This window comes from Streptomyces pactum (genome assembly GCF_002005225.1).
Classification (GTDB): Bacteria; Actinomycetota; Actinomycetes; order Streptomycetales; family Streptomycetaceae; genus Streptomyces; species Streptomyces pactum_A.
Map to the genome: position 1 here is coordinate 7,940,235 of NZ_CP019724.1, position 8,235 is coordinate 7,948,469.

Here is an 8,235-nt window from a genome sequence, read left to right on the forward strand (position 1 = left end):
TGGACGGGGAGCTGGAACAGCCACTGCGGGAGGTGATGTTCGAGGACGCGTCCTACCTCCTCGATGACACCGCGTACACGCAGCCCGCGTTGTTCGCGCTGGAGGTCGCGCTCTACCGGCTGGTCGAGTCGTGGGGCGTGACCCCCCGGTTCGTGGCCGGTCACTCCCTCGGTGAGATCACGGCCGCGCATGTGGCGGGTGTGCTGTCTCTCGAGGACGCCTGCACGCTGGTGGCGGCTCGAGCCCGGCTGATGGGGGAGCTGCCCGCCGGCGGCGCGATGGTCGCCGTACAGGCCGCGGAGGCGGAGATCAGCCCGCTGCTGACGCAGGGCGTGTCCCTCGCCGCCGTGAACGGTCCCGACGCCGTGGTGATCGCCGGTGCGGAGGACGAAGTCCAGGCTCTGGCGGAGCGGTTCGCGGGGGAGGGGCGCAAGACCCGGCGCCTGTCGGTCAGTCACGCCTTCCACTCGCCGCTGATGGAGCCGATGCTCGCCGGGTTCCGCCGCGTCGCCGAGGGACTGACCTATCACGAGCCTTCCGTGCCGGTCGTCTCGAACCTGACCGGCGCCGTCGCCGGACCGGACCTGCTGTGTTCGGCGGAGTACTGGGTACGGCACGTCCGCGAGACCGTCCGTTTCGGCGACGGTGTGCGCGCCCTCGCCGGCGCCGGAGCCGACGCGTTCCTGGAGCTGGGCCCGGACGGGATCCTGACCGGCATGGCGGCCCAGGTGCTCGACGCCGCCACCGCCGACACGGCCGCCGACACCGCCGCCGACGGCGCCACGACGGTGGTGTCCGTACCGGCGCTGCGCAAGGACCGCGACGAGGAGACCGCGCTACTCACCGCGCTCGCCCGGCTCCACGTGTCCGGCACCACCGTGGACTGGACGCCGTGGTTCGACGGCACCGGAGCCCGCCGCACCGAACTGCCCACCTACGCCTTCCAGCGCGAGCACTACTGGCCCGAGCCCGCCGGCCGTACCGCGGCGGGCGCGCAGGACCCGGCGGACGCCGCCTTCTGGTCGGCCGTCGAACGCGGTGACCTGGAGTCCCTCGCCGCCACGCTCGATCTCGACGACGACGTCCTGTCGGACGTGCTGCCCGCCCTGTCGTCCTGGCGCCGCCAGATCTCCGAGCGGTCCCTCGCGGACGGCTACCGGTACCGGGTGACATGGCGCCCCCTGCGCACCGCCGCGACCGCGCCCGAGCCGTCCGGCCCCTGGCTGGTCGTGCTCCCCGCCGCCCTCGACGGCGACCCGTGGGCCGACGCCCTCGCCGCCGCGCTCGGAACCGGCACGGTACGGGTGGTACACGACGGCGACGGCCGCGCGGGCCTGGACGCGCGCCTCGCCGAGTCCGCCGACGGCACGGAGTACGCCGGCGTGCTCTGCCTCGCGGCGGCCACCGGCGGCGACGGGGCGCCTTCCGCCGCGCTCCGTCCCGACGCGCTGCTGCGCGCCCTGGACGCCGCCGGCGTCACCGGCCGCCTGTGGACCGTCACCCGGGGCGCGGTCCGCGTCGGCCGCTCCGACGCCGTCGCGGACCCGGCCCAGGCCGCCGTCTGGGGCCGGGGCCGGGTACTCGCCCTGGAACACCCGGAGCGCTGGGGCGGGCTCGTGGACGTCGGCGACGTCCTGGACGACCGCTCCGCCGGCCGGCTCCGCGCCGCCCTGAGCGCCACCGGACCGGACGCCGAGGACCAGCTCGCCCTGCGCCCCTCCGGCCTCTTCGGCCGACGGCTGGTACGCGCCGCCGCGCAGCGCCCGGACGCCGTCTGGCGGCCCACCGGAACCGTGCTGGTCACCGGCGGACCGGACGGCTTCGGCGGCCACGTCGCCCGCCGGCTCGCCGCCGACGGCGCCGCGGGCATCCTGCTGGCCATGCGCACCGCACCCGACGCCGGGACGCTCGACGCCCTGCGCGCCGACCTCGCGGCAGCGGGCACGGTGCTCGACACCGTCGTCCAGGGCCCGGACGCGGGCGACTCCCGCGGGCCCGAGGCGGTCGGTGTCGTCGGCTCGGGCGGGGGTGAGTTCCGTGGCTCCGACGTGGCCGGTGCTCCCGGCTCGGGCGCCGGCGTTCCGCCCGGGCCCGAGGCGGTCGGTGTCGTTGGTCCGGACGCGGACGACATCCACGGCCCGGACGTGGCCGACGCCCTCCGCCGGGCCGTCGACGCCCTGCCCGAGGACCGTCCCCTCAGGGCCGTCGTCCACACCGGTGACGACGGCGCGCCCGCCGGACCGGACGCCGCCCGCGCGCGGTTCGCGGCGCTCGTCGCCGCGGCCGGGGACCGGACGCTGGACGCGTTCGTCGTCTTCGGCTCCATCTCCGGCGTCTGGGGCGTCAGCGGCCAGGGCGACGGCGCCGCCGCGAGCGCCTGCCTGGAGGCCGCCGCCCTGGAGCACCGGGCCCAGGGCACCAACACCGTCAGCGTCTCCTGGGGTGCCTGGGCCGGCACCGGACCGGACGGACTCACCGCCCACCTGCGCGCCAACGGCCTGCCGCCCATGGACCCCGACCGGGCCCTGACCGTGCTCGCCGCCATCGTCGGCGAGGCCGCCGCCGACCCGTCCGCACCCGCCTCGGTGACCGTCGCCGACGTGGCGTGGGACCGGTTCGCGCCCGCGTTCAGCCGCACCCGTCCCGGCCGCCTGTTCACCGAGCTGCCCGAGGTGCGGCGCGTACCCGGCACGGCCGACGACGGTGACCGCGCCGGCACGGGCACGGCCGCGACCCTGCGGGCCCGGCTACTGCCCCTGGAGGAGCACGACCGCCTGCGGGAGGTCCTCGACGTCGTCCGTACGGGCGCAGCCCTCGTCCTCGGCCACCCGGGCGCCGACGCGGTCGCGGCCGAACAGGCCTTCAAGGACCTCGGATTCGACTCCCTGACCGCCGTCGACCTGCGCAACCAGCTCGCCGCCGCCACCGGACTCACCCTGCCCGCGACCCTGGTCTTCGACTACCCGACGCCCACCGCGCTCGCCCGGCACCTGCTGACCGAACTGGTCGGCGAGGAGACCGGCCCGGCGGCGGCCGCGCCCGCCGCCGGTTCCGCCACGGCCGACGACCCGATCGTCATCGTCGGCATGAGCTGCCGCTACCCCGGCGACGTACGCTCGCCCGAGGACCTGTGGCGGCTCACCCTCGCGGAGACCGACGCGATCGGCGGCTTCCCCACCGACCGCGGCTGGGACCTGGACCGGCTCCTGACCGGGGACCGGGACGGCCGGGGCCGCAGCGTCACCCGCAACGGCGGATTCCTCTACGACGTCGCCGACTTCGACCCCGACTTCTTCGGCATCTCGCCCCGCGAGGCCCTGGTCATCGACCCCCAGCAGCGCATCGTGCTGGAGACCGCCTGGGAGGCCCTGGAACGGGCCGGCATCGACCCGGCCGGCCTGCGCGGCGGCGACACCGGCGTCTTCGTCGGCGGCGGCAGCGGCGACTACCGCCCCGCGATCGGCCAGTCGGGCCACGTGGAGACCGCCCAGTCGGCGAGCCTCCTCTCCGGCCGCCTCTCCTACACCCTCGGCCTGGAGGGCCCGTCGGTCAGCGTCGACACCGCCTGCTCGTCCTCCCTGGTCGCCCTGCACCTCGCCGCGCAGGCCCTGCGCTCCGGCGAGTGCTCCATCGCCCTGGCCGGCGGCGTCACCGTGATGTCCACCCCGGTCGGCTTCGTCGAGTTCGGCGAGATGGGCGCCCTGTCCCCGGACGGCCGCTGCAAGGCGTTCTCCGAATCCGCCGACGGCACCGCCTGGTCCGAGGGCGTGGGCATGCTCGTCGTGGAACGGCTCTCCGACGCCCGCCGGCGCGGACACCGCGTCCTGGCCGTCCTGCGCGGCTCCGCCGTCAACCAGGACGGCGCCTCCAACGGGCTCACCGCCCCCAACGGCCCCGCCCAGCAGCGTGTCATCCGCAAGGCGCTCGCCGCGGCCGGTCTCGCCGCCCGCGACGTGGACGCCGTCGAGGCGCACGGCACGGGCACGACCCTGGGCGACCCGATCGAGGCGCAGGCCCTGCTCGCCACCTACGGGCGGGACCGCGAGCCCGGACGCCCGCTGCTGCTCGGCTCCGTGAAGTCCAACATCGGGCACGCGCAGGCCGCCTCCGGCGTCGCGGGTGTCATCAAGATGGTGCAGGCCATGCACCACGGCACGCTGCCGAGGACCCTGCACGTCGACACTCCCTCCTCGCACGTCGCCTGGGACCCGGACGCGGTGCGCCTGCTGACCGGGACGACCGACTGGCCGGAGACCGGCCGTGCCCGCCGGGCGGCCGTGTCCTCCTTCGGTGCCAGCGGCACCAACGCCCACGTGGTCCTGGAACAGCCCCCGGCCGACGCCACGCCCTCCTCCGCCGACACCACGCGCACCTGCGACGGCGACCGGGACACCGCTCCCGGCACCGGCACGGAGGAGACGGCCGGCGCGACGGGCCCGCTGCCCGTGATGCTCTCCGCCGTCACCTCCGACGCCCTGGCCGGCCAGGCCGCCCGGCTGCACGCCCACCTCACCGCGGGGGACGGCACGGACCCCGCGCACACCGGTCCGTCCGTCGCCGACCTGGCGCTCTCCCTGGGCACCACCCGCTCGCCGTTCGAGCACCGCGCCGTCCTCGTCGCCGCCGACCGGGCCGAACTCCTCACCGGGCTCGCCGCCCTCGCCGGGGACCGCACCCTGCCCGGCGTGCTGCGCGGCCGCGCGGCCCCCGGCGGGCGCACCGCGTTCCTCTTCCCCGGCCAGGGCTCCCAGCGCCCCGGAGCGGGACGTGCCCTGTACGCCCGGTACCCGGTGTTCGCCGAGGCCCTGGACGCCGTACTCGCCTGCTTCGACCCGGAGCTGGACCGTCCGCTGCGCGAGGTGATGTTCGCCGCGGAGGGCAGCCCCGAGGCCGCCCTGCTGGACACCACCGGCTACACCCAGCCCGCGCTGTTCGCGCTCGGCGTCGCCCTGTACCGGCTCGTCGAGTCCTGGGGCGTCCGCCCGGACCTCGTCGCCGGGCACTCCGTCGGCGAGATCGCCGCGGCCCACGTCGCCGGGGTGTTCACCCTGGAGGACGCCTGCGCCGTCGTCGCCGCCCGCGCCCGCCTCATGCAGGACCTGCCGGCCGGGGGCGCCATGACCGCCGTACGCGCCACCGAGGAGGAGGTCACCGCGCGCCTCGGCGACCGGGTGTCCGTCGCCGCCGTCAACGGGCCCGAGGCGGTCGTCGTCTCCGGGGACGAGGACGCGGTCACCGCGCTGGCCGCCGAGTTCGAGGCACTCGGGCGGAAGACTAGGCGTTTGCGGGTGAGCCATGCGTTTCACTCCCTGCACATGGACGCCATGCTGCACGACTTCGCCCGGGTCACCCGGAGCGTGTCGTACGCCGCGCCGACGCTGCCCCTGGTGTCGAACGTCACCGGCGAACCGGCCACCGAAGCGCAGGTGTGCGACCCGGCCTACTGGGTCGAACACGTCCGCCGCGCGGTGCGGTTCGGCGACGGCGTACGCACCCTCGCCGCCCGCGGCGCCACCCGCTACCTGGAACTCGGCGCCGACGGCGTGCTGTGCTCCCTCGCGCAGGACACCCTCGACACCGTCACCGACGCCAACCGGCCCGCCCCGGTCGCCGTCCCCGCGCTGCGCACCGGGCGCGACGAGGAGCGGTCCCTGACCGGCGCGGTCGCCCGGCTGCACGCGGCGGGCCAGCCCCTGGACTGGCCCGCCCTCCTCGACGGCACCGGCGCCACCCGCGTCGACCTGCCGACGTACGCCTTCCGCCGCCGCCGGTTCTGGCCGGACGCGGCACCGACGGGCTCCACCGCCCCGGACGCGCCGGGCACCGAAGCCGGTGACGGTGCCTTCTGGGCCGCCGTGCGGGACGGGGACTTCGACGCGCTCGCCGGTGACCTCGGCGTCGACGGCGACTCCCTCTCCCGCGTCCTGCCCGCCCTGCGGGACTGGCGCCGCAAGCAGGGCGACCAGGCCACCGTGGACGGCTGGCGCCGGCGCATCGCCTGGCGGCCCCTCAAGCGCGCCACCACCGGGACGCCGTCCGGCACCTGGCTCGCCGTGGTGCCCGCCGGACACGCCGACGACCCGTGGGCCGGCCGCGTCCTGGACGTCCTCGGCCAAGACGCCGTCCGCCTGGACGTGGCGAGCGCGGATCGCGCCGACCTCGCCGCCCGGCTGCGGGAACGCCTCGCCGCCGACGGCCCGTTCGCCGGGGTGGTTTCCCTGCTCGCCCTGGCCGACCAGTCCGCACCGGCTGCCGGCCTCGCACCGGCTGCCAACGTCGCGTCGGGCGTCGGCGTTGCGCCGGGTGAGGGCGTCATATCGGCTGCCGGCCCCGCTCCGGCCGCCGCGGACGTGTCGTCGGCCGCAGGCGCTCCGGCAACCGCGGACATGCCGACTGCGGCGGACGCACCGGTCGTCGAGGACGCACCGGTCGTTGGCGACGCACTGGCGGCCGTGCACATGCCGACCGCCGCGGGCGCACCCGCTGCCGCGGTCACCGTGCCGGTCGACGCGAAGGCCACCGCGGCCCCCGAGGGCACCGTCCTGACGGCCACCCTGCTCCAGGCGCTCGGCGACGCGGGCATCGACGCCCCGCTGTGGTGCCTCACCCACGGCGCGGTGGCCGTCGCGCCGGGCGAGAGCGTGCCCGCCCCGCACCGGGCCGCCGTGCACGGGCTCGGCCGGGTCGCCGCCCTTGAGTACCCGCAGCGCTGGGGCGGCACCGTCGACCTGCCCGCCCCCCTCGACGACCGGTCCGCCGAACGCCTCGCGGCCGTCCTCGCCGACCCCGAGGGCGAGGACCAGCTCGCCGTCCGGCCGGGCGCCGTCTTCGGCCGCCGCCTCGCCGCGGTGACGCCGGGCACCCCGGGCGACTGGCGGCCCACCGGCACCGTGCTCGTCACCGGCGGCACCGGCGCCCTCGGTTCCCACGTCGCCCGGCGGCTGGCCGGCGCCGGCGCCCGCCACCTGCTGCTGCTCAGCCGCAGCGGCCCAGAAGCGCCCGGCGCGGGCAAGCTCCGCGCCGAACTCGCCGAACTCGGCGCCGATGTCACCATCACCGCCTGCGACGTCGCCGACCGCGCCGCCCTCACCGCCGCCCTGGCCGCCGTCCCCGACGACGCGCCGCTCACCGGCGTCGTCCACACCGCGGGTGTCCTCGACGACGGCGTCATCGACAGCCTGACCCCCGAGCGGTTCGCGGCCGTGTTCCGCGCCAAGGTCACCTCCGCGCTGCTCCTGGACGAGCTGACCCGCGGCCCGGACCTGGAGGCGTTCGCGCTCTTCTCCTCCGCGTCCGCCGCCGTCGGCAACCCCGGCCAGGGCAACTACGCCGCCGCCAACGCGGTCCTGGACGCCCTCGCCGAACGGCGCCGCGCCGAAGGACTGCCCGCCACCTCGATCGCCTACGGCGCCTGGGGCGGCGACGGCATGGCCGGCGACGACCGGGCCGCCGCCCTCGCCCGGCGCACCGGCATCCGGCCGCTCGACCCCGACCTGGCGGTCCTGGCCCTACGCCAGGCCGTCACCGGCGGCGATCCGGTCGCGGTCGTCGCCGACGTGGACGCCGAGCGGTTCGTACGGGCCTTCACCACCGTCCGGCCCAGCAGCCTGCTGGCCGAGATGCCCGCGTACGCCGCCCAGGCCGCCGCGGCCACCACCGCCGGACACGACGCCGAACGCACCGGGTCCGCCCTGCGCGAGCGGCTGTCCCGGCTCCCCGGCAACCGGCGCGCCCAGACCGTGCTCACCCTGGTGCGGGAACGCGCCGCCGAAGTCCTCGGCCACACCGGAACCGACCTCGTCGGACCCGACCGGGCCTTCCGCGACCTCGGATTCGACTCCCTCGGCGCCGTCGAACTGCGCAACCAGCTCGGCGCCGCCACCGGACTCACCCTGTCCGCCACCCTCGTCTTCGACCACCCCACACCCGCCGACCTCGCCGGCCACATCCTCGGCCAACTCCTCCCCGAGGACGGCCGAAACGGCCACGACGGCCAGGACACCGACGAGAACGCCCTGCGCGCCCTCCTCGCCTCGGTGTCCGTCGCCCGACTGCGGGAGATCGGCGTCCTGGAACCGCTGCTGAAACTCGCCGGGACCACCCCGGCCGACAGCGGAGCACCACCGCGGGGCACCGGCGCCGAGGGCGCGTCCGACGCGTCCATCGACGCCATGGAGGTCGACGACCTGGTGCAGGCGGCACTCAACGGCAACCTTGACGAACAGCGGGACTGAC

1 protein-coding gene (cut by a window edge) is annotated in these 8,235 nt (G+C 76.8%); it reads left to right on the plus strand.

Annotation, left to right across the window (positions count from 1 at the left end; genetic code table 11):
• Positions 1-8,234: the 3' portion of a type I polyketide synthase gene (locus B1H29_RS38925; protein ID WP_055420171.1), read on the plus strand. It extends 21,397 nt beyond the left edge of the window; the window shows 8,234 of its 29,631 coding nt (coding positions 21,398-29,631); the start codon falls outside the window, past its left edge; its stop codon occupies positions 8,232-8,234.
• Position 8,235: the final 1 nt, after the last annotated feature.